Raw genomic sequence first — 22,050 nt, 5'->3', positions numbered from 1 at the left:
CGCGTTGTCCCATTGCGGGCATGCGGCACCGGGCACATAGTCGTCTCCGAGCGAGCAAGGGCGGCCGGTCCACCGGAACAGACCCGTTCGAGGGAGAGAAGCGGTGGTGCAGGGTACGCAGATGCGGCGGCATCTGTGCGGAATACAGACCGCGTGGACCGATGCGGAGCAGGCCGGGGAGGCCGTCGCGGCCATCGCCGGAGCGCTCGAGCGCGACGGCATCGGTCACATCATCGTGTTCTTCTCGCCCACCTACGACATCGCCGTCCTCACGGCGGCGCTGGCGGAGCGGTTTCCCGGCGTCGGCGTGAGCGGCTGCACCACCTCGGGCGGGATCAGCCCGGCCGGCTCGATCGACCGCGGGCTGGTCGCCATCGCCTTCCCCCGGCAAGGCTTCCGCATCGTCGCGGGGGTCCTCACCCAGATCGCCCGGCTCGACGTGGAGGGCGCGGCCTCGACCGTGCGGGGCCTGCGCCGCCTGCTCGACCAGGGCCGGCCGGACGGGGGAACGGGCCATCGCTTCGCGATCTCGCTGATCGACGCGCTCGCCAACGCGGAGGAGACGGTGGTCTCGGCGGTGGCCTGGGCCCTCGACGGCATCCCGCTCATCGGCGGCTCGGCGGGCGACGACCTCGCCTTCGCCTCGACGGTGCTGATCCACGAGGGCCAAGCGCATCGCGACGCCGCGATCATCCTGCTGGTCGAGACGGATTTCCCGATCCGCATCTTCAAGAGCGACAATTTCGAGCCGACGAGCCGCCGGTTCGTCGTCACCGCCGCCCGCGAGGAGGAGCGGCGCGTCTACGAGTTGAACGCCGAGCCCGCCGCGCGGGAATACGCCATGGCGGTCGGGCTCGATCCCGAACGGCTGACCCCGATGAGCTTCGCGGCCTATCCGCTCGCGGTGAAGATCGGCGGCGAATACTATTGCCGTTCGATCAGCCGGGTGGAGCCGGACGGCTCGCTGACCTTCTTCTGCGCCATCGGCGAGGGCGTGGTGATGACGCTGGCCCAGCCCCGGGACATCGTCGAGGCGACCCGGGCCGAACTCGACGCCCTCGACGCGGCGCTCGGCGGCCTCGACCTCGTCATCGGTTTCGACTGCGTGTTCCGCCGTCTCGACGCCGAGAGCCGGCAGGTGCGCCACCGCATCGCCGATCTCTACCGCCGCTACGGCGTCGTCGGGTTCGAGACCTACGGCGAGCAGTACCGCTCGATGCATCTGAACCAGACGTTCACGGGCATCGCGATCGGCCGCCGGGCCGAGGTGCCATGAACCGGCCGCTGCCCTGGATGGAGCCCCCCTCGGAGCCCGACACCGTCGAGTCGCTGAGCCGGCGGGTGGCCAAGCTCGAGCGCATCAACGCCTCGCTGATGGCCCATGTCGAGCGGACCATGGACCAGCAGGGCGGTGCCTACTCGCTGTTCCAGACCGCGATCATGCTCGAAGGCCGCGTCCGCGCCCGAACCGAGGAGTTGACCGCGCTGATGCACAGCCTAGAGCGCTCGAACGAGGCGCTGCAGGCCGCCAAGGAGGAGGCCGAGACCGCCAACCGGTCGAAGACGCGCTTCCTCGCGGCGGCGAGCCACGACCTGCTCCAGCCGCTCAACGCCGCCCGGCTCTCGCTCTCGGCGCTGACCGATCTCGCGGCGGGTGCCGAGGCGCAGACCATCGCCCGTCAGGTCGAGCGCGGCCTGGAGACCATCGAGGATCTGATCAAGGCGCTCATCGACATCTCGAAGCTCGATGCCGGCGTGGTGCGCCCCGTCGTCAAATCGGTGCGGCTCGCCGATCTGGTGGCCGGCATCGAGGCGAGCTTCCGGCCTTTCGCCGAGCGCAAGGAACTGCGCCTCGTCACCCGCTGCGACGACCTCGTGGTCGAGACGGACGGGATCTTGATGCAGCGTATCCTGCAGAATCTGGTCTCCAACGCGATCCGCTACACCGAGCGCGGCGGCGTGCTGATTGCCGCCCGCCGACGCGGAGGGGAGGGGGGCGGCGATGCGAGGGGCAAGACCTGCCGCATCGACGTGGTCGATACCGGCCGCGGCATCCCGGAGCACGAGCTTGCGCTGGTCTTCGAGGAATTCTACCGCGGCGGACACGAGGATGGCGGCGTCGGGCTCGGACTCGGGCTCTCGATCGTCCAGCGCATGGCCTCCACCCTCGGCCACGACGTGACGCTCCACTCCCGCACCGGCCACGGCACCCGCGTCAGCCTGACCCTGCCGGTGGCCGCGGGGCGCCCGGATGCGCAGCCCCGTCTCACGCCGCTCGCCACCGCACTGACCGGCGCCCGCGTGCTGGTGATCGAGAACGATGCCTCGACGGCCGAGGCGTTGCAGCGCCTCCTACGCAACTGGGACGCGGAGGTGCACACCTTCGCCGACCTCGCCGGCGTCGTGACGGCCCTGGGGGCGGGGCTCGGGCGGCCCGACGTGATGGTGATCGACTATCATCTCGACCACGGCGCCTGCGGTTTCGACGTGGTCGATTACCTGCGGCGCAACAGGGGCTGGGTCACGCCCGTCATCCTCACCACCGCCGATCACAGCGCCGACATCGAGCGCCAAGCCCGCGCGCACGGCGCGGAGCTCGTCCACAAGCCGATCAAGCCGGCGCAGCTCCGCTCGCTCCTGGCCTACATGCTGGCGTGAACAGCGGGGATAAGTCTGGGGATAACGTTTCGGAGACTTTTCGACGTTCGCGTCAGCTTCGACCACACCGCCTCGCCATGGCGGGACGCCTGATCGCGCGGGCGCAGCTCATCCGGGACGGGAACCGGTCGGACGAGATCAGAGCGCGCTCAGCCGCGGCAGGCCGATCAGCCGCTCTCGCGCCCGCGCGATCAGGGCCGGGCGCATCCGTGCGACGTCTTCGCCGTCGAGCATCGGCGAGGTCGAAAGCGCGGCGAGATAGGCCGCCTCCGGCTCGCGGCAATTCGAGACCGCCTTGGTCGCGGCGTAGCTGCGGCTCGTCGTGCGGGCCTGCTCGGCGAAGGCGTCGTCCAGGCAGGATTGCCACGCGGCGTGGCGCGTGCCGGCGCTCTCGTCGGCCCGGGCGGGGGCAACGAGGAGGGCGAGGGCGATCAGGGGGAGAACGCGACGCATGGGCGGCGAACCGTAGGCAGGACCGGGGTTTTCGGCGCCGTGGGCGAAGAGCGAAAACCTTCCGTCAACCTTCGCCGCCGAACCGTTAAGACCGGATAACGCGCGTCCGCGCCGTTCGGTCCCGAAGCGGGACGGTCAATTTTCAGCGGTTCGCGGCAGTGACCGGCGAGGCGTCCCGGCCGAGCGCCACCCAGCCCACGGCCTCCTGGCTCTCGCGCTTGACGAAGGTGTAGCCGGTCTGGGTCCAGGGCAGGATCGTGCTGGTCTTGTTGTCGAGGATGAGGTCGCCGCGGTTGGTCACGATGGTGAGCACGGCGTGGCCCTCGCCCTTCTCGTCGATGACGACGGTCATCCGCAGGGCCCGGCGGGGCAGCCCGGCCTGGACCAGAAGGCGCCGCTTGAGGAGCTGGAAGTCCTCGCAATCGCCCCGGCCGTCCTCGGCGAGGTCCCAGCGGTCGGCGGAGTGCCAGTGCTGCTGGTCGGTGACCGCGTCGACCGACCGGTTGATGCGGCGGTTGATCGTGTTGATCGTCTGCCAGAGCGCCGGGGTGAGGGTGACGGAGGCCGCCTCGGTGCGGTCGACGGCGCACTCGCCGGGGTAGCGCTCGCAGAATTCCGCCCAGGCGGCGATCGGCCGGGCCGCGCCCGTGGTCGTCGCCGAGAGGCCCATCGTCGGGAGAGCCTGGGCCGCGGCCTCCGTCGTCCCGAGACCCACGGCCCCGAGCCCCGCGGCCAGGGCGAGGCCCGCCATCACGGTGCGGCGGACGATGGAAAAGCGGCGCTGGGCGAACTCGTTACGCATGACCCGACCCGAACTCTTAAGCTCACGTTAATAAGCTCTCACAGGCGGCGGGCAGGGGCAATCGGAAGGTTAAAGATCGGTTAACGGCTTCGGTCGCATTCGAGCGATCGACGCGGCGGATGAAGCAAGGCACGGTCCCTGCTCAGCTTTTTGCAACGACACGACAGCCTCGAGGCCCACGATGACGGACGAGACCCTGGCCCCGCCGACGGAGCACGGACCGCCGGTGATCCGCACCATCGCGATGCCTGCCGACACCAATCCGGCGGGCGACATCTTCGGCGGCTGGCTGATGGCGCAGATGGATCTGGCGGCGGGCAACGTCGCGGCCCGCCGCGCCAAGGGACGCTGCGCCACGATCTCGGTCGAGGCGATGACCTTCCACCGCCCGGTCTTCGTCGGCGACGAGGTGAGCCTCTACGCCTGGATCGTGCGCACCGGGCGCAGTTCCATGGCGATCCAAGTCGAGGTGTGGCGGCGCGAGCGCGAGGGCGAGACCACGATGAAGGTGACGGAGGGGTTGTTCACCTTCGTGGCCATCGGATCCGACCGGCGGCCGCGGCCGATCCCCGAGATTTGAGGCGGGATCGCCCCGCATCCGATCCGGCCGTGCCGCGTTGGAGGCACGGAATGCCGCAGGCGGACCGTCCGACGCCGGTTTGCCCTCAAGGTGACGCGGATTCTCCACGATCTTCGCCGAAGCGCCGGTGACGAAACACGCCCACGGGCCGGAGCACCCCATCGATGTGTCGCTGGATCGCCTATCGAGGCCGCACGATCCCGCTGGAGCACTACATTACGGAACCGGCGCATTCGCTGGTCTCGCAGAGCATCAAGGCGCTCGAATCGACCGCCGCGACCAACGGCGACGGGTTCGGCCTCGGCTGGTACGGCGACCACCCGGAGCCCGGTCGGTTCCGCGAGGTCCAGCCGGCATGGTCGGACGAGAACCTGCGCTATCTCTGCCGCCACCTCACCTCGCACCTGTTCTTCGCCCATGTGCGGGCGGCGACCGGCACGCCGATCACCCGGCCGAACTGCCATCCCTTCGCCTGCGGCCCGTGGCTGTTCATGCACAACGGCTATATCGGCGACTGGGCGCGCCTGCGCCGACCGATCGAGGCGTTGATCCCGGACGAGCTGTACCCGTCGCGCTCCGGCACGACCGATTCGGAAGCCCTGTTCCTGGCGATCCTCGGCCAGGGCCTGATGGCCTCATCGGAGCCCCGCGACCCGATCACGGCCACGGCCCGCGCCCTGGCACGGGTGACCGAACTCGTCGGCGGCATCGATGACGGGCATCCGTTCCGCTTCACCGCGGCGCTCGCCGACGGGCGCGACCTCTACGCCTTCCGCTACGCGGCCAACGATGCCGCCAACAGCATGTATTACCGCCAGTCCGCCGACGGCGTGGTCGTGGTGTCCGAGCCCCTCGACAAGGAGCACGAGAGTTGGACCCCCGTGCCGGACAACAGCGTCGTCGTCGCCCGACGGGACGAGCCGGTGGCGGTGATCTCGCTCAAGGAGTTCGGGCTGGCCCGGCGCTCCGGCCTGCCGCGGTTGCAATTGCCCATGAGCGCCTGACCGGGACCGGTCAGACCATCCAGGCCTGATTGCCGACGGCCGACAGCGTCATACTGTCGGAGCCGACGTCTCCCGCACTGTAGCCGAGGATCTGGGCCAACTGCTCGCGGGCGCGCCAGACCCGGCTCTTCACCGTGCCGATCCGGCAATTCATCACCGTCGCGGCCTCCTCGTAGCTGAGGTTCTCGATGGCGACGAGAATCAGCGCCTGCCGCATCGGCAGCGGCAGTTTGGTCAACGCCGTCTGCGCATCGAGGAGATCGACGTGGCCGGACTGCTCGGGGGCTGCCGCCAGCCGGTCGGCATAGTCGCCGTCGCTGTCGGCGATCTCGCGCACCTCCTTGCGGTGGCGCGAATAGAACGCGTTGCGCATGATGGTGAACAGCCACGCGCCGAGATTGGTGCCGACGGTGAAGCGCGCCCGGCTGCGCCACGCCCGCAGGAAGGTGTCCTGCACGAGGTCGTCGGCAGCCGACGGGTTCTTGGTCAGCGACATAGCGAAATTGTAGAGACGCGGCGTCATCGCGATGATCTCGGAGCGGAACGACTCCTCGTCGCGGCCCTCCTGGGCGACCAGCACGGTCTCCAGCTTGGCGAGCAGATCGCCGAAACGGTCCGAGCCGACCGCGGGACTGCCCGGCATTCGGGCATAGGCTTCGGCGAGCAGGGCGCCGAGTCGGTGCTGAACGTCGAGAGCGATGATGGGCGGCTCACCCACCGGGAGGGCGTCTTCGGCCAGGGCAGTCTTAGGCATCAGGTCCTGTGGCGGTCACGGACATGTGCAAGGGCGCACGCCCTCGCTCTCACTTTGTCCCGCGAACGGATGGCTTCTGCGCCAACATAGATTAGGGGATTAACCCATCGTCGCCGTGTTTCCTCGGTCTCCCGCGAGTGCTGCGACACCACGTTCCAAGATAATCCGCCCCATGGATCTTGAAACGCTCCCGAGAGCTTCCGAACTAATATTTGTTAGGAACAGTCGAACGATTTACGTTTCGCGAAGTTATCGGCGGACGGCGTGGCCGTTGGGGTCAGGGAATCGACGAACGATCATGGGCTGGCCGCTGCGCGTCATCGCCGTATCCGGGGTCGCGGCAGGGGTCGTCCTCGCGGTAGGATTATTCGGTCGCTTCAGCTACGCGCCGATGCCGGACGAGGCCGACGTTCTGAACCGCGACCGCTATGCACTGACCACCGCCTACGATCTGCTCGGTCGCCGCGTGTCCGCGGAGGAGGCCGAGCGGATGAAGGCGACGCCGGAGGGCCGGGCCGCGCTCTTGCCCGAAAAGGGCGCGGTCGCCATCGACGCGGCCCTCGTCAGGCGCGGGCGCGAGGCCTTCTACGGGGAAACCTTCGGCAACGAGGTGTTTCTTTCCGACGTGATGGGCATGCTCGACGGCGGCGTGGGCCCGTTCGAGGTCGCCCGCGCGGTGCTGGCTCTCGGGGGCGGCGCGACGACGAACCTCAAAGTCCGCATGAGCCGCGACGTGACGGTTGGCGATCGGACCTGGCGCAAGGGCGAGGAGGTGCCGACCGGGCTCGACGTCGCCAAGGGTTCGCCGGCGATCATCGGCATCCGCACCTTCTACGACCGCGGCACGCTTCGCATGGGCATCACCTGCGCGCTCTGCCACGCGGCGGTCGATCCGGCCTCGGGCAAGGTGGTGGAGGGCGCGCCCAACACCGACCTCAATGCCGGCCTGCTGATGGCGCTCTCGAAGAACGCCGGCGCCTATTTCATGCACGGCAACATGGACCTCGCCGCCCATCCGGGCGATCCGGCCCGCACGGTGACGCAGACGGATGGCGCCCAGGCGCCGCTGCCCGATCCCCAAAAATTCGAGGCCGCCGCCAAGGTGCAAGTGGCGAGCTGGCCGCCGGGCAGCTTCGACTCGTCGGCCGACCGGATCACCAACCCGACCTCGATCCCGTCGAGCTTCTCGGCCTATGGCGAGCCCTATAGCTGGAGCGGACGGGAGGCGGTCGGCCCTTTCAAGGGCCTGTCCTCGCTCAACAACAACGTTCACGCCGCCAATTCCGATACGACGCAGCAGACCGCCGCGGCCAGGACGCTGTTCGGGCTCGACCCGGAACTCTATCTCGGCACCATCCTCCAGGGCGCGGCGCGCGCGGCGTTCCGCTACGACCCCGCCGGGGGGAAGCGCCCGACCGAGGTGCTGGCGGCCTCCGACCCGACGCCGGAATCGCCCGGTCTCAACCGCTACGCGGTGCTCCCGAGCTTCCCCGCCACCAATTACATGACCGATAACGGCCTGTTCGCCTCGGTGTTGGGCGAGCCCGCCAACCATGCCAACAACGCCATGTCGGCCTTCCAGAATCTTCTGCGCGCACCGGACGCCAAGCCGTCGGACGCGGAGGTGCTGAAAACCGGCCGGGCGGTGTTCGAGCGCGCGGGCTGTGCCGGCTGCCATTCCGGCCCGGCGCTGACCAACAACCGCATCCTGCCGGTGGACGAGATCGGCACCGAGCCGACGCGGGCCAAGGCCGGGGCGAAGATGGAGGCGCGCCTGTCGCCGCCCGCCATGTTTGCCACCGACACGCCGTTCCCGCTGCCCGCCGACCCGACAATCGTGCCGATTCCGCTGGAAGGCGAGGCGCTCGAGCAGGTTCAACTCGGCTGGGGGCATGCCGGCACGAAGGGCGGCTACAAGGTGCCGAACCTCGTCGGGCTGGCCTGGACGGCGCCCTACCTGCACGATTCGGGCGTCGCGGTCGGCGCGGACGCCTCGAATCAGCTCGGCGTGCCCGGAACGGTCGATGCCGGTGTCATGCCCGATCCGGCCAACAGCCTGCGCGCCCTGGTGGACCGCGAGCTGCGCGCCAGAGTGGTCGCGGCTAACGCCCATTCCGAAAAGTCCCGCACCGCCCGCGTCACCGGCGAGGGGCACGCCTTCTGGGCCGACCGTCAGGCCGGCGTCTCCGACGAGGAACAGGCGGCGCTCGTCGCCTACCTGCTCTCGGTCGATCGCCTGACGCAGAACGTTCCGACGCCCTGACCGCGCCGCGCTCGCAGCATCAGCACCCGCGCGGCCTCCACGAAGGCCGCAACCCAGGCGTCGAGCTCGTGATGCGGACGGCCGGCTCTCACGGGTCGCTTCGTCGGCGGCGGCATCGGGATGTGCAGGAACACGGCCGGGCATCCCTCGGCCAGCGCGCGAAAATAGGCGGCGTTGCAGAGATAGCGCCCGGCATCGCGCGAAGCGGCGACATCCAGTCCGGCCCGCCTCAGTGCCACCCGCACCGTCTCGGCGGCCGGGCTGGGCCTTAGGGCCGGCGCCCCCGGCTCGAAGGCGAGGCTACGTGAGACGGCGCCCGCCGCATCCGGAAACAGACGGCTGACACGGTTCACCGCCCGCGTCTCGACGCCGACCCGCCGCCGGCTCGCCGCGACGCCGATCATCAGCAAAGCCGCCGGTCGTCGTGCCAGCGCAGGCGCGAGCTGCGTGTCGAGGGCGGCGTAGCGGGTGTCGAGGACGAGGCAATCCGGCGCCTTGCCGAGGATACGGCGGAGATGCGGTAGTCTGGCGAGGCGCCGCGCCACGCGGGCGCTCGGGTTGTCGGGGACGCGGGGGAACGGGCCGAAGCCGGTGATCAGCAGGCGGCCCGGAGCCCCCGTCACAACCCGATCAGTTCCGCGATCGCCTGCGCTCCCGCGGCGGGCGAATGCTCGCCCGAGGCCACCGACTTCTCCGCCTCGGCGGTGGCCTTGCGCACCTCGGCGGTGCCGACGAGGCGCTGGTGCAGGCGTTCGTGGACCAGCGCCCACATCCACTTCACGTCCTGTTCGCGGCGCTTCTTCTCAATCTCGCCGGTGGCGGTGAGTTTCTGGCGGTGATCCTCGATCTTCGACCACAGGGCGTCGAGCCCCTTGCCGTGAAGCCCCGAGATCGTGACCACCGGCGGCGCCCAGGTGGACGAGGCGGGCGTCAGGATGTGAAGCGCGGCGCGGTACTCGGAGGCCGCGGCGTTGGCCCGGCGCTCGCCCTCACCGTCGTCGGCCTTGTTGACCGCGATCATGTCGGCGAGTTCGAGAATGCCCTTCTTGATGCCCTGCAACTCGTCGCCGGCGCCCGGCAGCATCAGCACGAGGAAGAAGTCGGTGAGGTCGGCCACCGCCGTCTCCGACTGACCGACGCCGACGGTCTCGACGAGGATCACGTCGAAGCCCGCCGCCTCGCAGAGCAGCATCGTCTCGCGGGTCTTGGCGGCGACGCCTCCCAGCGTGCCCGAGGAGGGCGAGGGCCGGATGAAGGCGTTGCGGTCGTGCGAGAGGCGCGCCATCCGGGTCTTGTCGCCGAGGATCGAGCCGCCGGTGCGGGTCGAGGACGGATCGACGGCGAGCACCGCCACCTTGTGCCCCGCCTCCGTCAGCAAGGAACCGAGGGCGTCGATGGTGGTCGACTTGCCGACGCCCGGCACGCCGGTGATGCCGACCCGGATGGCCTTTCCGGTCTGCGGCAGCACGGCGTCGATCAGGTCGCGCACCGCCGCGCGGTGATCGGCCCGGCGCGACTCGGCCAGCGTGATCGAACGGGCCAGGGCGGCGCGGTCGCCGGCGAGCAGGCGTTCACGGAGTTGATCGATATCGGGAAGGACGGCGCTCATGCGGTCTTCATGCCGGGCGCGCGGGCGGGCGTCGAGAGGGGATCGGCGTTCCTGCCCCGCCAAGGCCAAGATCGTGCGCGAAACCCGCCGCATTGCCGGGGGACGAACCGCCCATGACATCCGACGCCACCCGCCGCTCCTTCCTGAGCCTCGCCGCTGCGGCGGGCCTCGCGCCCGCCCTCTCGGGCTGCGTGATGGACGGGCTGGCCACCGGCACGGTCGCCGAGACGCAATCGGCCCTCGACGTCAGCCCGGTGCTGCTGGTGGCCACCACCCGCAAGCCGGTCGGCGGAAACCCGCCCCGGTCGCCGTTCTTCGGCTCCGACCGCGGCCGGGGTCTCAGCTTTGCCGAGGCGCGCATGTCCGCGCCCGACCGCTCCCTGATCGGCAAGGTCTCCGCGGTGGTCTCGGGCGATTGGGGGGTGCGCTCGGTCGGCGAGGTGACGACCGGCAGCGCGGCCGCCGCCGCCTTCGCCCAGGCCACCTTCGGCCGCGACGTGCTGATCTACGTCCACGGCTATCGCGAGAGTTTCGAGTCGGCCGCCGTCAGCGCGGCGCGGCTCTCCGACGGCGTGCGCTTCCCCGGCGCCTCGGCCCTGTTCACCTGGCCCTCGGCCGCCGCGACCTTCGATTACGGCTACGACCGCGAGTCGGCCCTGTGGTCGCGCGACGCGTTCCAGGATCTGCTCAAGGCCTTCGCGACCTCGCCGAGCGGCGGGCGCATCCACATCGTCGCCCATTCCATGGGCACGCTGCTGACCCTCGAGACGCTGCGGATGCTGCGCGCCGAGGCCGGCGAGGTGGCGGTCGCCCGGATCGGCGCGGTGGTGCTCGCCGCGCCCGACATCGACATCGACCTGTTCGCCAACGGCGTCGAGCGCCTCGGCCCCGACGCCAAGCGCATCACCGTGATCTCGGCCACCAACGACCGGGCGCTCGAACTCTCCGGCGCCATCGCGGGCGGCGTCGTGCGCGCGGGCGCGGCCGACCGCGAGCGGCTGGAGGCCCTGGGCGTGCGGGTGGCCGACGCCTCGGACTACGGCGGCGGCATCTTCAACCACGATCTGTTCCTGACCAACAAGGAAGTGCAGGCCGTGGTGAAGCGCGCCATCGCCCGCGGCAGCAGCGGCGGCTGATTTCATAAGGGCGGCCTCAAAGGCCGGCGCCCGCATCCGCGGGCTAGGCTTTGGCTCCGCTCGACGCCTCGGCAGAAAGCCGGGGCCGCTGCGCGGGGCGCTCGTCGCGCCCGGCCATCCGGTTCCATCGCTCGGGTTTGAGCGATGCCCCCCGAAATCGTCGCGCGGCCAATCGACGAATCCGGTGCGCTCGGCCTACAAGCCGGCGGCTCCATCCAGAGAGGCAAGCCCATGTTCACGCTCGAGATCGACGGCACGGCGATCGCGGTCATCAACGGGGACGAGGCGACCGCCCGCGACCTGTTCACCTGCGACGGCTTCAAGGAAGACATCCGCACCCTCACCGTCGACGGTAAGCCGATCTGGAACGGCACCTCCGAACTGAAGGTGCGCGCGGCGAGCCAGGACGAGATCGAAGAGTTCGACGAGGCCATCGCCGCCGACCAGGGCGACGGCGAGTTCGAGCCCGATCCGCAGCACGCCGACGATGCCTCCGACGACGAGGGGGAGGACGAGGCCGACATCGTGTTCCTCGTCGATATCGACGATGAGGACGAGGATCAGGACGAGGCCTGAGGCTCGTCTGCGGCCTGATCGCCTGTCCCCTCTCCCTCGTGGGGAGGGGTACGGGGCGGGGCGGAAGGCACGGCGACCGACGCGATGTTCTCAGTGGAGGTCGCTCACCACCACGCCGTGCCGGCCCCGAGCGGCGGCAAGCCGAGATGCGCCGCGACCGAGGCGCCGATGTCGGAAAAGCTCGCGCGCCGGCCGACCGTGCCGGGCGCGATGTCCGGTCCGAAGCCTAAGACCGGCACCTGCTCGCGGGTGTGCTCGGTGCCGTGCCAGGTCGGGTCGTTGCCGTGGTCGGCGGTGACGAGGCAGAGGTCGCCGGGTCTCAGCGCCGCCCGGATCTCGGGAAGCCGCGCGTCGAACGCCTCCAGTTCGGCGGCGTAGCCCGGCACGTCGCGGCGATGGCCGTGCTCGGTGTCGAAATCCACGAGGTTGAGGAAGACGAGGCCGCCCTCGGGGAGGTCCGCGAAGGCCGCGAGCGCGGCATCGAGGCAGGCGGCGTTGTTGCCGGGTTTGATCTCCCGGCCGGTCGCGCGGTGGGCGAAGATGTCACCGATCTTGCCGACGCTGACGACCGCTCGCCCCGCGGCTTCCGCCACGTCGAGCAGGGTGTCGGCCGGTGGCGAGACCGAGAAATCCTTGCGCCGTCCCGTGCGGCGGAAACCGGTCTCGCCGTCGCCGAGGAAGGGCCGGGCGATGACCCGGCCGACGCGGTAGGGATCGCAGAGCCGGCGGGCGATGCGGCAGGTCTCGTAGAGGCGCTCCAGCCCGAAAACCTCCTCGTGGGCGGCGATCTGGAACACGCTGTCGGCGGAGGTGTAGCAGATGGGCTTGCCCGTCCGGACATGCTCGGCACCGAGTTCGTCGATGATGGTCGTGCCCGAGGCGTGCCGGTCGCCGAGGATGCCCGGCAGACCCGCCTCCGCGACGAGCGCGGCGATCAGTTCCGGTGGAAACGATGGCCGGGTGTCGGGGAAGTGGCCCCAATCCTCGAGCACCGGCACGCCCGCGATCTCCCAATGGCCGGACGGCGTATCCTTCCCGGCGGCGGTCTCGACGGCGTGGCCCCAGAGGGCCTGCACCTTGCCGACGGGCGCGAGCCCCGGCGGCATCCGGCCGGTGGCGCCTTCGCAGGCGAGGCCGAGGCCCAAAGCCGCGAGGTTCGGCAGGCGCATGGGGCCGGTGCGCAGGCCCGGCCGGTCGCCGCGCCCTTCGGCGCAGGCCTGCGCGATATGGCCGACCGTGTCCGAACCGGCGTCGCCGTAGCGGTCGGCATCCGGGGCGCCGCCGATGCCGACGGAATCGAGGACGATGAGGAGGGTCCGGGCCATCGTCAGGCCGGCACCGGCTCGGCGGTGGTCTGCGCGTCGAGGTCGAACGCCGCCGCGAACAGGGTGCGGGTATACTCGGTCTTGGGGGCGTCGAAGATCTCGTCGGCGGGGCCTTCCTCCACCACCTGCCCGTGCTGCATGACGAGCACGTAGTTGGACAGGGCGCGGACCACCTTCAGGTCGTGGCTGATGAACAGGTAGGCGAGCCCGCGCTCGCGCTGCAGGTCGCGCAGCAGGGTGACGATCTGCGCCTGCACCGAGCGGTCGAGGGCCGAGGTCGGCTCGTCGAGGACGACGAAGCGCGGGTTCAGGACGATGGCGCGGGCGATGGCGATGCGCTGGCGCTGGCCCCCGGAGAATTCGTGCGGGTAGCGGTCCATCGCCGCCGGATCGAGCCCGACATCGGTGAGCGCCTTGGCGACCAAGCTGCGCCGCTCGGCCGCCGACTTGACCTGCCCCTGCACCTCCAGCCCCTCGGCGACGATGTCGCCGACCGACATCCGCGGCGAGAGCGAGCCGTAGGGGTCCTGGAAGACCACCTGCATGTCCTTGCGCAAGGGGCGCATCGCCTTGGCGCCGTAATCCTCGATGCGCTGGCCGAGGAAGACGATCGGCCCCTCGGATGCGGTGAGCCGCAGCAGGGCGAGGCCGAGCGTGGTCTTGCCGGAGCCGGACTCGCCGACGACGCCTACCGTCTCGCCGGCCCGCACGAGGAGCTTCACGCCGTCGACCGCCTTGACGTGGCCGACCGTGCGCCGGAGCAGGCCTTCCTTCAACGGGAACCACACCTTGAGCGGCCCGGCCTCGACCATCCACTCGGCCTTCGGATCGACCGGGTTGGCCCGGCCCGTGGGCTCGGAATCGAGGAGCCGGCGGGTGTATTCGTGCTGCGGCCGAGTGAAGACCGTCGCCACCGGTCCCGCCTCGACGATGCGCCCGCGCAGCATCACGCAAACCTCGCCGGCCAACCGCCGGACGATGCCGAGATCGTGGGTGATGAACAGGATCGCCATGCCGAGTCGCTTCTGCAGGTCGGCGAGCAGCGCCAGGATCTGCGCCTGCACCGTCACGTCGAGCGCCGTCGTCGGCTCGTCGGCGACCAGCAGGTCGGGTTCGCAGGCGAGCGCCATGGCGATCATCACGCGCTGGCGCTGGCCGCCGGAGAGTTCGTGCGGATAGGCCCCGAGCCGCCGCTCGGCGTCGCGGATGCCGACGAGATCGAGCAGTTCGAGGATTCTTTTGCGCGCCCCCCGGCCCTTCAGGCCGCGGTGGATTTCCAGCACCTCGCCGATCTGCCGCTGGATGGTGTGGAGCGGGTTGAGCGAGGTCATCGGCTCCTGGAACACCATGGTGATGTCCGCGCCGCGCACTTTTCGGAGTTCCTTCTCGGGCAGCGTGAGGAGGTCACGGCCCTTGAAGACGATCCGGCCCGACGGGTGATGCGCCGCCCCGTCGAGGAGCCGAAGGATCGACAAAGCCGTCACCGACTTGCCGGAGCCGGATTCGCCGACCAGCGCCAGCGTCTCGCCCTTGCCGATGGAGAACGACACGCGGTCGACGGCCAGCGTCTCGCCCTCGCGGGTGCGGAAGGCGACCGAGAGATCCTCGACGGTCAGAAGGGTGTCGCTCATCGGGCCCCGGAAACATCAAGCGGACCGCCCTCGTGCCGGCGGCGCCAGGGCAATTCGGAAGGGGTTATAGCGCGCAGGGCCGGGCACGCGAATCGCGCGGGTCGCCGCAAGGCCAAGCATCGAGACGAAGCATCGAGATCAGGCAGCGGCGACGGTGCTTGTGTGCAACGCACGGCGAACGGCTACGCATCGGCGCGGCGTGTCCTACATGGGCCGGCGTGTCCCCTGTCCTCGCCCCAGCCTTGTCGGCCCTGTTCGCGCTGCTCGCGTTCGCCGGCCCCGCCTTCGCCGTGGCCTCGTCCGAGGGCGAGACGGTGGAGCAGGCCCTCTGCCGGCTGATCGAGGGCTCGGCCAAGGCGCAGAACCTGCCGGTTCCGTTCCTGACCCGGCTGATCTGGCGCGAGAGCAGTTTTCGGGTCGGCGTCGTCAGCCCGGCGGGCGCTCAGGGCGTCGCGCAATTCATGCCGGGCACGGCGCGGGAACGCGGCCTGACCGATCCGTTCGACCCCGAACAGGCGATCCCCCACGCCGCGCATTTCCTGTCCGACCTGAAGCGGCAGTTCGGCAATCTCGGGCTGGCGGCGGCGGCCTACAATGGCGGGCCGGGCCGCGTCACGAACTGGCTCGCCGGTTCCGGCGGGCTGCCGGCCGAAACGCGGGCCTACGTCATCGCCATCACCGGCCGCCCGGCGGAGGATTGGCGCCCCAACGCCACGGTCGAGTTGCCCGAGGGCGGCGACACGAAGGACGAGAAGAAGGCGGAAAAACCGCCCGCGCCGGAGGCCGAGACCCAGACTTGCCTTCAGGTCACGGCGGCGCTCCGCATTCCGTCCCGCGGCGACCGCTTCGCGCTGCCGGTGGAGGGCGGGCCGGCCGCGCCCTGGGGCATCCAGCTCGCCGGCAACTTCTCCAAGTCGCTGGCGCTGGCGAGCTTCCAGCGCGCGCGCTCGCGCTATGCGAACGTGATCGGCGAGGTGCGGCCGATGATCATCGGTACGCGCCTGCGCTTCCGCGGCTCCCGCGCCTTCTACCGCGTGCGCATCCCGGCCGAGAGCCGAAACGCGGCCGACGCCGTCTGCCAGAAAATCCGCAATGTCGGCGGCGCCTGCATCGTGCTGCGCACGTGAGGCTCCGCTTTTTTTCGCCTTTCCCGTTTCGCCGCGCGCGCGCCATGAATCCGCCGCCTGCGCCGCGTCAATCCAAGGACGACATGATCAAAGCGTTCGTCTCCCTCGTCTCGCTGATCTGCCTCGGGCTCACCACCGTGGGCCTGAGCGGCTGCTCGCCGCTCGCGCTGTTCGACGCGCTGGGGCCCCGCGACAAGGGCGGGCGGCTGGTGCTCAAGGACGCCGCCTACGGCGAGGATCCGCGCCAGCGCCTCGACGTGTTCGTCCCGAGCGTCGCCCCCGAGCGAGCGCCGGTGCTGGTGTTCTTCTACGGCGGCTCGTGGAACAGCGGCAGCAAGGCCGATTACGCCTTCGCCGCGCAGGCGCTCGCGGCCCAGGGCTTCGTCACCGTCCTGCCGGATTACCGGCTCTATCCGAAGGTGCGCTTCCCCGACTTCCTTGAAGACGGCGCAGCGGCCATCGCCTGGGTACGGGACAACATCGCGGCTTACGGCGGCGACGCCCACCGCATCGTGCTGGCCGGCCATTCGGCGGGCGCCTACAACGCCGCCATGCTCGGGCTGAACCCCGACTATCTCCGCCGGGTCGGGGTCGATCCGCGCTCGATCCGCGCGGTGGCGGGCCTGTCCGGTCCCTACGATTTCCTTCCCTTCGACCAGAAGACCTCGATCGACGTCTTCGGGCAGGCGCCCGACGCGCCCGCCACCCAGCCGGTCACCTATGCCGGCCCGCATTCGCCGCCGACCTTCCTGGCGACCGGCGACGCCGACACCGTGGTCCGCCCGCGCAACACCGAGAGCCTCGCCGCGCGCCTGCGCACCGCCCGCGTGCCGGTGCAGGAGCGGGTCTATCCCGGACTCGACCATTCCGACACGCTGCTCGCGCTCTCGGTCACCTTCCGCCGCAAAGCGCCCGTGCTCGCCGAGATGAGTGCCTTCCTGCACCAGCACGCGGGCGCCAAGCGCCTGACCACGCTGACGATGCATTGAGGGGCGTCACCGAGGCCGTCCCGGTCCAGCTCCATCGAGGCGGATGACCGGAGACGGCTGCTGCCGCCCCGCTGTCGCGGGGGCAATCGGCGATGCGCCAGGATCATCGCCGATTGGTCTCAGACGCCGTGGGATTGCAGCCACGCCTCCAGCAGCGCGACCTGCCAGAGCTTCGAATTGCCCTTGGGCGTCAACGTCCCGTCGGGATCGGCCAAGAGCCTGTCGACATAGGCGCGGTTGAACAGCCCGCGCTCGCGCGCCACCGGCTTGTCGAGCACGTCGCGCACGAAATCCATGAACGGCCCGCGGATATGCTTGAGCGCGGGCACCGGGAAGTAGCCCTTCGGCCGGTCGATCACCGCCGCCGGCACCACCTGCCGGGCGGCCTCCTTGAGGATGTATTTGCCGCCATCCCGCACCTTCAGCTCGGCCGGGATGCGGGCGGCGAGTTCGACCAGCTCGTGGTCGAGGAACGGCACGCGCGCCTCCAGGCCGCAGGCCATGGTCATGTTGTCCACGCGCTTGACCGGATCGTCCACCAGCATGATCTGCTGGTCGAGTTCCAGGGTCTTGTCGATCGCACTCGCGCTCTTCGAATCGCCGAAGAAGCGGGCGAGGTAGTCGCGGCTATAATCGGCGCCGATCAGATCGGGGGACAGCGCTTCCCGCATCTCCGCATGGTCGCGGTCGTGATAGGCGCGGGCGTAGTCGGCGACCGGATCGGTCGAGCCCATCAGCTTGGGATACCAGTGATAGCCGCCGAACACCTCGTCGGCGCCCTGGCCGCTCTGGATTACCTTCACGTGCTTGGCGACCTCCTGCGACAGCAGCAGGAAGGCCACTGCGTCGTGGCTCATCTGCGGCTCGGCCATGGCGTGGATGGCGAGCGGCAGAGCCTCCAGGGTGCGCGAGCCGTCGACCACGAGCTTGGCGTGGTCGGTCCCGAACTCGGCGGCGATGATGTCGGAATACTTGAACTCATCGCCCTCGACGCCGTTCACCGCGTCGAACCCGACCGAGAAGGTCTTCAGGCCCTTCTGGCCGTTGCGGGCGAGCAACGCGACGATGACCGAGGAATCGAGCCCGCCCGAGAGCAGCACGCCGGTCGGTACGTCGGCGATCTGGCGGCGGGCGACCGCCCGACCCAGCGAATCCAGCACCGCCTCGCGCCAATCGGCCTCGCTCATGCCGCGGTCGTCGTCGCGCGGGCCGATGACCAGCGACCAGTAGGTCTCCTTCTTGCGCGTGCCGTCCGGCTCCAACGTCAGGATCGTCGCCGGGTGGATCTTTCGGATGCCCTTGAGGATCGTCAGCGGTGCCGGCACACCCGCATGCCAGCTCATGTAGTGGTGCAGCGCTTCAGGGTCGATCGAGGTGTCGACGTCGCCTGCTGCCAGCAAGGCCGGCAACGAAGAGGCGAAGCGGAAGCGCTTGCCCGACTCCGAAAAATAGAGCGGCTTGATGCCGAGGCGGTCGCGGGCGAGCACGACGCGGCCGGAATCGCGCTCGTGGACCGCGAAGGCGAACATCCCGAGGAAGCGCTTCACGCAATCCTTGCCCCAGGCATGGTAGGATTTGAGCACGACTTCGGTGTCGCTGGTGGAGAAGAAGCGGTAGCCCTTGCCCTCCAGTTCCGTCCGCAAGTCCTTGTAATTGTAGATGCAGCCGTTGAAGACGAGCGTGAGCCCAAGCTCGGGATCGACCATCGGCTGCTGACCGGCTTCCGACAGATCGATGATCTTCAGCCGGCAATGACCGAACACCACCGCACCCTGGCCGTGTAGACCCGAGGCGTCCGGCCCGCGCGGGCTCAGTACCGCCATCATGGCCCGCACCGCACAGGCATCGGCCGTGCCGCCGAGGCTGATCTCTCCGCAGATTCCGCACATGCCGGTGGCTGGTCCTCGTCGTCTGGGGCTTTGGCCGAACTTGACCGGCAGAACGGGGGTGGGGCCGGGCCGTTCCCGAATGGACCGGAAATCTTCTTCGTCAGGCTCCCCCAAGCGATTTCCGAGCCAGCGCCGGATGGAAGCGCAGCAGCGCGAGTCCCACCGCCATCCAGGCCAACACGACGAGCGGCCAGAGCGGGCCGGGCCAGCCGGGGAGGGGATAGAGGCTGTTGAACAGCGGCCAGCCGAGCATCAGGCTTCCGGCGAGGCCAACGGCGCACCAGCCCCAGGCGTTGATGCGTGCGGCGAGCACCGCCTGGGCGAGCCCGACCGCCATGTAGACGAGGATCAGCGCCAGCGTCGCGACCGTGGCGAAGGCCTCGCTGAAGGCGCGCGGGCTCACGAAGGCGCCGAAGCCGACGAGGAACACCAGCGTCAGCCCGCCGACGAAGCGCAGCGCCCGGGCCGGGACGCCGTGCGCCGGATCGAGTTGAGTGAAGCTCTTACCGATCCCGCGCGAGGCCAGCGCGTAGAGGACGCGGGCGGCCGCCGCCGCGGTGCCGAGCGCGCAGGCGAGCGAACTGATGCCGGCCGCCGCGTCGAGGAAGATGCCGTAGCCGCGCGAGACGTAGCGGATCGCGAGGGTGTCGAGGGGGGCCGGATCGCGGGCGAGATCGGCGGTCCGGTCGAGGCCGTAGCCGAGCACCTGCGCGTAGGAGACGAGGCCGTAGAGCAGCGTCGCCACGGCGAGCGAGCCGAGGATCGCGAGCGGAATCGCCCGGTGCGGGTCGCGGGTCTCCTCGGCCACCGTCGCCGCCCCCTCGAAGCCCGCGAGCGAGAGCACGGCGAAGACCATGCCGTAGCCCAGCCCCGACAGGCCCCGCTCCGGATCGGGCCGCAACGGCGCCGAATCGAGCGGCACCTGCACGAGGATGACGAGAGCGAGCAGCACGATCGCCAGGACGGCAAGCGCTTCGACGACGAGCATCACCGTGGTGGCGATGCGGATCTCGCGCCCGCCGAGTCCGATCACCGCGAGACCACCGAGGAACGCGAGTACGAGCCAGAGTCGCGGATGATCGAGGCCGAGATGCGCCAGCGCGACCGATAGAAAGCCGCCGACGAGGGCCGTCGCCGAAGCCAGGAAGGCGAGGTAGGCCAGCAGCAGACCCCAGCCGGCGAGGAAGCCGAGCCGGTCGCCGAGCACCGCGCTCACGTAGGAGGCGGCCGAACCTGCGCTGGCGATGCGCCGGCTGAAGGCGACGAAGGACAGCCCGATCAGTGCCATCGCGGCTCCGCCGACGAGGAAGGCCAACGGCGCAGCCCGCCCCGCGGCTTGCGCGGCGAGCGGCACGTTGAAGGCCATGGCGAGCGTCGGCGCGATGATCGCCAGCGATAGAACGAAGGCCTGGAAGGCCGAGAGGGTCGGGCGGAACGTCGTCATGCGATGAGGCTCGCAAGGACGCTGCCGCGGGGCAAGGCGGCGAACCCATGCCGGCCCTGCTCCCGCGGGCGCGCACCGGCCCTTACATGCGGGTCAGGGTGTCTCCCACCGGATCCTAAAGGAGAGGACCATGCCTCAATCCCCGACCGAGGCCATCGCCGCTACCGATAATGCCACCGTCGCCATCCTGAACGCGCTCATCGCCTATCTGGAGAAGCAGGGCGTTCTCCGCCGTGAAGATTTTTCGGCTTTCCTCGCCGCCTCCATCGCCGGCTGGCGGGCGGAAGGGGCCGACGAGCGGCTGATGCGGCTCATCGAAATCAAGGCCCGCGGCATGGCACTCGAACCGCCGCCCTCCACGAACAACTGAGATTTTTTCGAGCTACGCGCGGAACCGCATCGAGTTGGGTGCGTTACGCGCGTGCGAGGCTTGTTTCAGAGCTCGCTCGTCGAGGCGCCGGGCAAGGGTGTCCGGCCGACCTCGTGATCATGTTGCTCTTCGGAGGATGTGGTTATGAAGTTCACCAACGTTTCCCCGCTCTACAGCATGACGGTCGGCTTCGACCGGCTGTTCGATCTGCTTGCCCAGGCCGAGCGCACCGAGGCAGCGGCGTCCTGGCCGCCCTACGACATCGAGCGATCGGGCGACGACCGCTATCGCATCACCATGGCGGTGGCGGGCTTCTCTGCCGACGAGATCGAGCTGATCCAGCACGACGCGCAACTCGTCGTCACCGGGCAGAGGAAGGACGCCGAGGATCGGCAGTTCCTCCACCGCGGCATCGCCGGGCGCAGCTTCCGCCAGTCGTTCAACCTCGCCGACCATGTGCGCGTCACGGGCGCGTCGCTGGAGAATGGATTGCTGACCGTCGATCTGGTGCGCGAGGTGCCGGAGGCGCTCAAGCCGCGCCGGATCGCCATCGGCGGATCGACCGCCATGTCCGGACAGGACAACGCCCCGACGGCGCAGATCGAGCGCCATCCCAGAGCGGCGTAAGACCTTTCCCCGGAGCGCGTCCGCCGCGCTCCGGTCCTTCGCTTGAAATCGAGAGGAGGACGAAATGGAACAGACCACGACCTACCGGACGAATGCTTCGTTGCGCGACGTGGGCGAATGCCTGCCAGCGGACGAAGCAAGCGGTCCTGACGCCGTGTTGGCCGATCCCAGCCTGTCGAAGGCGGAGAAGCGGGTGCTGCTCGCCGCTTGGGCCTCCGACGCGAACGCCGCCGAATCGCAGTCGGGCCTGCGCCGCCGGCCCGGCTTCCCCAAAGCGGCGGTGCCGCTGGGCGCGGTGCTCGGGGCTCTGCACCGGCTCGACGACGATCTCGATGGCGACTGGACCGGCGACATCCCCCGCCTTCCGCCCCTCCCGCCGCGGCGGCGGCCCCTGCCGGCGCGGGTCGGGGCAAGGCGGGCGCTGCACTGAGCCATCACCGCATTGGAGATGACACGGTGAAACGGATGCTGCGCCGCCTCGCCGACGTCGCCGCGATCATCGCGCTGGTCCTGGGGCTCACCGCGTCCCTGGAATGAGGCCGGGCGGGACATCGTTCGTCGGCACGACTGTCGTTACGAAAGAGGATTGACCTTCCCGCGCGCATCGCTTAACCCGCCCGCCTCACTTCGCGAAAAAACCGGCAACGGAATCGACGATGCGCACGGGTCTTATCGTAACGGAAGCGCCACGGAACGGGCGGGCCTGATCGCAGGCTCGGAAGACCCGGTCGGTGGCGCATGCAGGGTCCCTCAGGGGCCCTTTTTTGTTGCCGAAACCCGACGCCACCCAAGACATGCAGACGAAGACACCAA

At 69.8% G+C, this 22,050-nt stretch carries 21 protein-coding genes; 12 read left to right on the top strand and 9 right to left on the bottom strand.

The genetic code is table 11. The features are described from left to right. Window positions 1-103 precede the first annotated feature (103 nt). Together BM140_RS14315 and BM140_RS14310 are read left to right on the top strand one after the other, a co-directional pair. A complete protein-coding gene (locus BM140_RS14315; protein ID WP_091947407.1) occupies window positions 104-1,276 on the top strand; it encodes an FIST N-terminal domain-containing protein in 1,173 nt (390 codons plus the stop codon). Continuing rightward, window positions 1,273-2,658: an ATP-binding response regulator gene (locus BM140_RS14310; protein ID WP_091947404.1), complete on the top strand. Its 1,386-nt coding sequence runs from the start codon at window positions 1,273-1,275 to the stop codon at window positions 2,656-2,658. Before BM140_RS14315 ends, BM140_RS14310 begins: the two co-directional genes overlap by 4 nt. 138 nt (window positions 2,659-2,796) lie before the next feature. Here BM140_RS14310 and BM140_RS14305 read toward each other — a convergent pair whose 3' ends face one another. Next, entirely contained in the window at window positions 2,797-3,111 is a 315-nt protein-coding gene (locus tag BM140_RS14305) for a hypothetical protein (RefSeq protein WP_091947402.1), read from the bottom strand. 142 nt (window positions 3,112-3,253) lie between these two features. Next, window positions 3,254-3,913 carry a transglutaminase-like cysteine peptidase gene (locus BM140_RS14300; protein WP_091947399.1) on the bottom strand — a complete coding sequence of 220 codons (660 nt, stop codon included), beginning with the start codon at window positions 3,911-3,913 and terminating at the stop codon, window positions 3,254-3,256. 181 nt (window positions 3,914-4,094) lie between these two features. Between BM140_RS14300 and BM140_RS14295 the strand changes: the two genes are divergently transcribed. Together BM140_RS14295 and BM140_RS14290 are read left to right on the top strand one after the other, a co-directional pair. After that, window positions 4,095-4,493 (top strand): acyl-CoA thioesterase, encoded by a 399-nt coding sequence (locus tag BM140_RS14295; RefSeq protein ID WP_091947396.1) that lies wholly within the window; start codon window positions 4,095-4,097, stop codon window positions 4,491-4,493. A gap of 164 nt (window positions 4,494-4,657) precedes the next feature. Then, window positions 4,658-5,497 (top strand): class II glutamine amidotransferase, encoded by an 840-nt coding sequence (locus BM140_RS14290; RefSeq protein WP_091947393.1) that lies wholly within the window; start codon window positions 4,658-4,660, stop codon window positions 5,495-5,497. Window positions 5,498-5,507: 10 nt separating this feature from the next. Here BM140_RS14290 and BM140_RS14285 read toward each other — a convergent pair whose 3' ends face one another. Then, on the bottom strand, window positions 5,508-6,251 hold the full coding sequence (locus tag BM140_RS14285; RefSeq protein ID WP_091947390.1) for a sigma-70 family RNA polymerase sigma factor: 744 nt from the start codon (window positions 6,249-6,251) through the stop codon (window positions 5,508-5,510). A gap of 298 nt (window positions 6,252-6,549) precedes the next feature. Between BM140_RS14285 and BM140_RS14280 the strand changes: the two genes are divergently transcribed. Further along, window positions 6,550-8,514: a cytochrome C oxidase Cbb3 gene (locus BM140_RS14280; RefSeq protein ID WP_091947387.1), complete on the top strand. Its 1,965-nt coding sequence runs from the start codon at window positions 6,550-6,552 to the stop codon at window positions 8,512-8,514. On the opposite strand, the gene BM140_RS14275 is transcribed toward BM140_RS14280, so the two are convergent. Further along, window positions 8,466-9,137 carry a pyroglutamyl-peptidase I family protein gene (locus BM140_RS14275; protein WP_091947385.1) on the bottom strand — a complete coding sequence of 224 codons (672 nt, stop codon included), beginning with the start codon at window positions 9,135-9,137 and terminating at the stop codon, window positions 8,466-8,468. The genes BM140_RS14280 and BM140_RS14275 overlap by 49 nt on opposite strands. Further along, window positions 9,134-10,123, bottom strand: coding sequence for a methylmalonyl Co-A mutase-associated GTPase MeaB (gene meaB / locus BM140_RS14270; protein ID WP_091947382.1), 990 nt, complete (start codon window positions 10,121-10,123; stop codon window positions 9,134-9,136). Before meaB ends, BM140_RS14275 begins: the two co-directional genes overlap by 4 nt. Before the next feature lie 113 nt (window positions 10,124-10,236). Between meaB and BM140_RS14265 the strand changes: the two genes are divergently transcribed. Together BM140_RS14265 and BM140_RS14260 are read left to right on the top strand one after the other, a co-directional pair. Continuing rightward, the gene (locus tag BM140_RS14265) at window positions 10,237-11,259 is read left to right on the top strand and encodes an alpha/beta hydrolase (protein ID WP_091947379.1); all 1,023 of its coding nucleotides are present in this window, start codon (window positions 10,237-10,239) and stop codon (window positions 11,257-11,259) included. Window positions 11,260-11,490: 231 nt separating this feature from the next. Further along, a complete protein-coding gene (locus BM140_RS14260; RefSeq protein WP_091947644.1) occupies window positions 11,491-11,835 on the top strand; it encodes a hypothetical protein in 345 nt (114 codons plus the stop codon). 104 nt (window positions 11,836-11,939) lie between these two features. Here BM140_RS14260 and BM140_RS14255 read toward each other — a convergent pair whose 3' ends face one another. Together BM140_RS14255 and BM140_RS14250 are read right to left on the bottom strand one after the other, a co-directional pair. Then, window positions 11,940-13,160 (bottom strand): phosphopentomutase, encoded by a 1,221-nt coding sequence (locus BM140_RS14255; RefSeq protein ID WP_091947376.1) that lies wholly within the window; start codon window positions 13,158-13,160, stop codon window positions 11,940-11,942. A gap of 2 nt (window positions 13,161-13,162) precedes the next feature. After that, window positions 13,163-14,791, bottom strand: a complete 1,629-nt coding sequence (locus tag BM140_RS14250; RefSeq protein ID WP_091947373.1) for an ABC transporter ATP-binding protein — start codon at window positions 14,789-14,791, stop codon at window positions 13,163-13,165. A gap of 218 nt (window positions 14,792-15,009) precedes the next feature. Here BM140_RS14250 and BM140_RS14245 point away from each other — a divergent pair, with 218 nt between their 5' ends. After that, window positions 15,010-15,918, top strand: a complete 909-nt coding sequence (locus BM140_RS14245; RefSeq protein ID WP_425287065.1) for a lytic transglycosylase domain-containing protein — start codon at window positions 15,010-15,012, stop codon at window positions 15,916-15,918. A gap of 83 nt (window positions 15,919-16,001) precedes the next feature. Continuing rightward, window positions 16,002-16,907, top strand: a complete 906-nt coding sequence (locus BM140_RS14240) for an alpha/beta hydrolase (protein ID WP_091947365.1) — start codon at window positions 16,002-16,004, stop codon at window positions 16,905-16,907. Window positions 16,908-17,026: 119 nt separating this feature from the next. Here BM140_RS14240 and BM140_RS14235 read toward each other — a convergent pair whose 3' ends face one another. After that, window positions 17,027-18,796, bottom strand: a complete 1,770-nt coding sequence (locus BM140_RS14235) for an N-acetylglutaminylglutamine amidotransferase (RefSeq protein WP_091947362.1) — start codon at window positions 18,794-18,796, stop codon at window positions 17,027-17,029. Between the two features lie 100 nt (window positions 18,797-18,896). After that, the gene (locus tag BM140_RS14230; RefSeq protein WP_091947359.1) at window positions 18,897-20,240 is read right to left on the bottom strand and encodes an APC family permease; all 1,344 of its coding nucleotides are present in this window, start codon (window positions 20,238-20,240) and stop codon (window positions 18,897-18,899) included. A 130-nt stretch (window positions 20,241-20,370) separates the two neighbouring features. On the opposite strand from BM140_RS14230, the gene BM140_RS14225 reads away from it, so the two are divergent. The 3 genes from BM140_RS14225 to BM140_RS14215 all read left to right on the top strand — a co-directional run bounded on the left by BM140_RS14225 (window position 20,371) and on the right by BM140_RS14215 (window position 21,667). Further along, window positions 20,371-20,610 carry a hypothetical protein gene (locus BM140_RS14225; RefSeq protein WP_091947356.1) on the top strand — a complete coding sequence of 80 codons (240 nt, stop codon included), beginning with the start codon at window positions 20,371-20,373 and terminating at the stop codon, window positions 20,608-20,610. Window positions 20,611-20,754: 144 nt separating this feature from the next. Beyond that, window positions 20,755-21,237 (top strand): Hsp20 family protein, encoded by a 483-nt coding sequence (locus BM140_RS14220; protein WP_091947353.1) that lies wholly within the window; start codon window positions 20,755-20,757, stop codon window positions 21,235-21,237. Window positions 21,238-21,301: 64 nt separating this feature from the next. Then, on the top strand, window positions 21,302-21,667 hold the full coding sequence (locus BM140_RS14215; protein WP_091947350.1) for a hypothetical protein: 366 nt from the start codon (window positions 21,302-21,304) through the stop codon (window positions 21,665-21,667). Window positions 21,668-22,050: the final 383 nt, after the last annotated feature.

The sequence above is a fragment of the Methylorubrum salsuginis genome (assembly GCF_900114375.1).
GTDB lineage: Bacteria > Pseudomonadota > Alphaproteobacteria > Rhizobiales > Beijerinckiaceae > Methylobacterium > Methylobacterium salsuginis.
The sequence above is the reverse complement of the archived record's forward strand: the minus strand, read 5'-3'. Positions and strand labels throughout refer to the sequence as shown.

Bases quoted from the DNA above. Each gene is read 5' to 3' on its own strand.
- BM140_RS14310 (WP_091947404.1), top strand. From the start codon at position 1,273: ATGAACCGGCCGCTGCCCTGGATGGAGCCCCCCTCGGAGCCCGACACC.
- BM140_RS14305 (WP_091947402.1), bottom strand. From the start codon at position 3,111: ATGCGTCGCGTTCTCCCCCTGATCGCCCTCGCCCTCCTCGTTGCCCCC.
- BM140_RS14300 (WP_091947399.1), bottom strand. From the start codon at position 3,913: ATGCGTAACGAGTTCGCCCAGCGCCGCTTTTCCATCGTCCGCCGCACC.
- BM140_RS14295 (WP_091947396.1), top strand. From the start codon at position 4,095: ATGACGGACGAGACCCTGGCCCCGCCGACGGAGCACGGACCGCCGGTG.
- BM140_RS14290 (WP_091947393.1), top strand. From the start codon at position 4,658: ATGTGTCGCTGGATCGCCTATCGAGGCCGCACGATCCCGCTGGAGCAC.
- BM140_RS14285 (WP_091947390.1), bottom strand. From the start codon at position 6,251: ATGCCTAAGACTGCCCTGGCCGAAGACGCCCTCCCGGTGGGTGAGCCG.
- BM140_RS14280 (WP_091947387.1), top strand. From the start codon at position 6,550: ATGGGCTGGCCGCTGCGCGTCATCGCCGTATCCGGGGTCGCGGCAGGG.
- meaB (WP_091947382.1), bottom strand. From the start codon at position 10,123: ATGAGCGCCGTCCTTCCCGATATCGATCAACTCCGTGAACGCCTGCTC.
- BM140_RS14265 (WP_091947379.1), top strand. From the start codon at position 10,237: ATGACATCCGACGCCACCCGCCGCTCCTTCCTGAGCCTCGCCGCTGCG.
- BM140_RS14260 (WP_091947644.1), top strand. From the start codon at position 11,491: ATGTTCACGCTCGAGATCGACGGCACGGCGATCGCGGTCATCAACGGG.
- BM140_RS14255 (WP_091947376.1), bottom strand. From the start codon at position 13,160: ATGGCCCGGACCCTCCTCATCGTCCTCGATTCCGTCGGCATCGGCGGC.
- BM140_RS14250 (WP_091947373.1), bottom strand. From the start codon at position 14,791: ATGAGCGACACCCTTCTGACCGTCGAGGATCTCTCGGTCGCCTTCCGC.
- BM140_RS14240 (WP_091947365.1), top strand. From the start codon at position 16,002: ATGATCAAAGCGTTCGTCTCCCTCGTCTCGCTGATCTGCCTCGGGCTC.
- BM140_RS14235 (WP_091947362.1), bottom strand. From the start codon at position 18,796: ATGTGCGGAATCTGCGGAGAGATCAGCCTCGGCGGCACGGCCGATGCC.
- BM140_RS14230 (WP_091947359.1), bottom strand. From the start codon at position 20,240: ATGACGACGTTCCGCCCGACCCTCTCGGCCTTCCAGGCCTTCGTTCTA.
- BM140_RS14225 (WP_091947356.1), top strand. From the start codon at position 20,371: ATGCCTCAATCCCCGACCGAGGCCATCGCCGCTACCGATAATGCCACC.
- BM140_RS14220 (WP_091947353.1), top strand. From the start codon at position 20,755: ATGAAGTTCACCAACGTTTCCCCGCTCTACAGCATGACGGTCGGCTTC.
- BM140_RS14215 (WP_091947350.1), top strand. From the start codon at position 21,302: ATGGAACAGACCACGACCTACCGGACGAATGCTTCGTTGCGCGACGTG.